The organism is Gilvimarinus sp. 1_MG-2023 (assembly GCF_030548285.1).
In genome coordinates this window covers 1-288 of record NZ_JAUOSC010000805.1, presented here as the reverse complement: position 1 = coordinate 288, position 288 = coordinate 1, and the positions used below count along the sequence as shown (strand labels likewise).

Sequence of the window (288 nt, the reverse complement as noted above, 5' to 3'; positions counted from 1 at the left end):
ACGATGCCTTGCTAAACCCGACGGACACATCGGAAGCGGCATTTATTGCTGCCACCTCACATGCCAACCGCGATCAGATAACACAAGCCGAACAAGCGTTTGATTTGATTGACGAGGAGAGTGAATGGTACCGGTTTGCGGGTTACAACCTGATGCTGGCAAAAATGCGACTGGGCATCTCTTCCAAAGACTTACAGCAATGGGTTGGCGAGTTTCTTGTTGATGAAGCAGAAGACCAGCAACAATCGGCACTGAATGACCGCTTTCGCCTGACAGCCGGCAAGTATG

1 protein-coding gene is annotated in these 288 nt (G+C 50.7%); it reads left to right on the top strand.

Features of this window, described 5'->3' with window-relative positions:
• Positions 1–288 (top strand): hypothetical protein (locus tag Q4563_RS19115; RefSeq protein ID WP_303605636.1); only part of this gene is annotated, 288 nt, incomplete at both ends.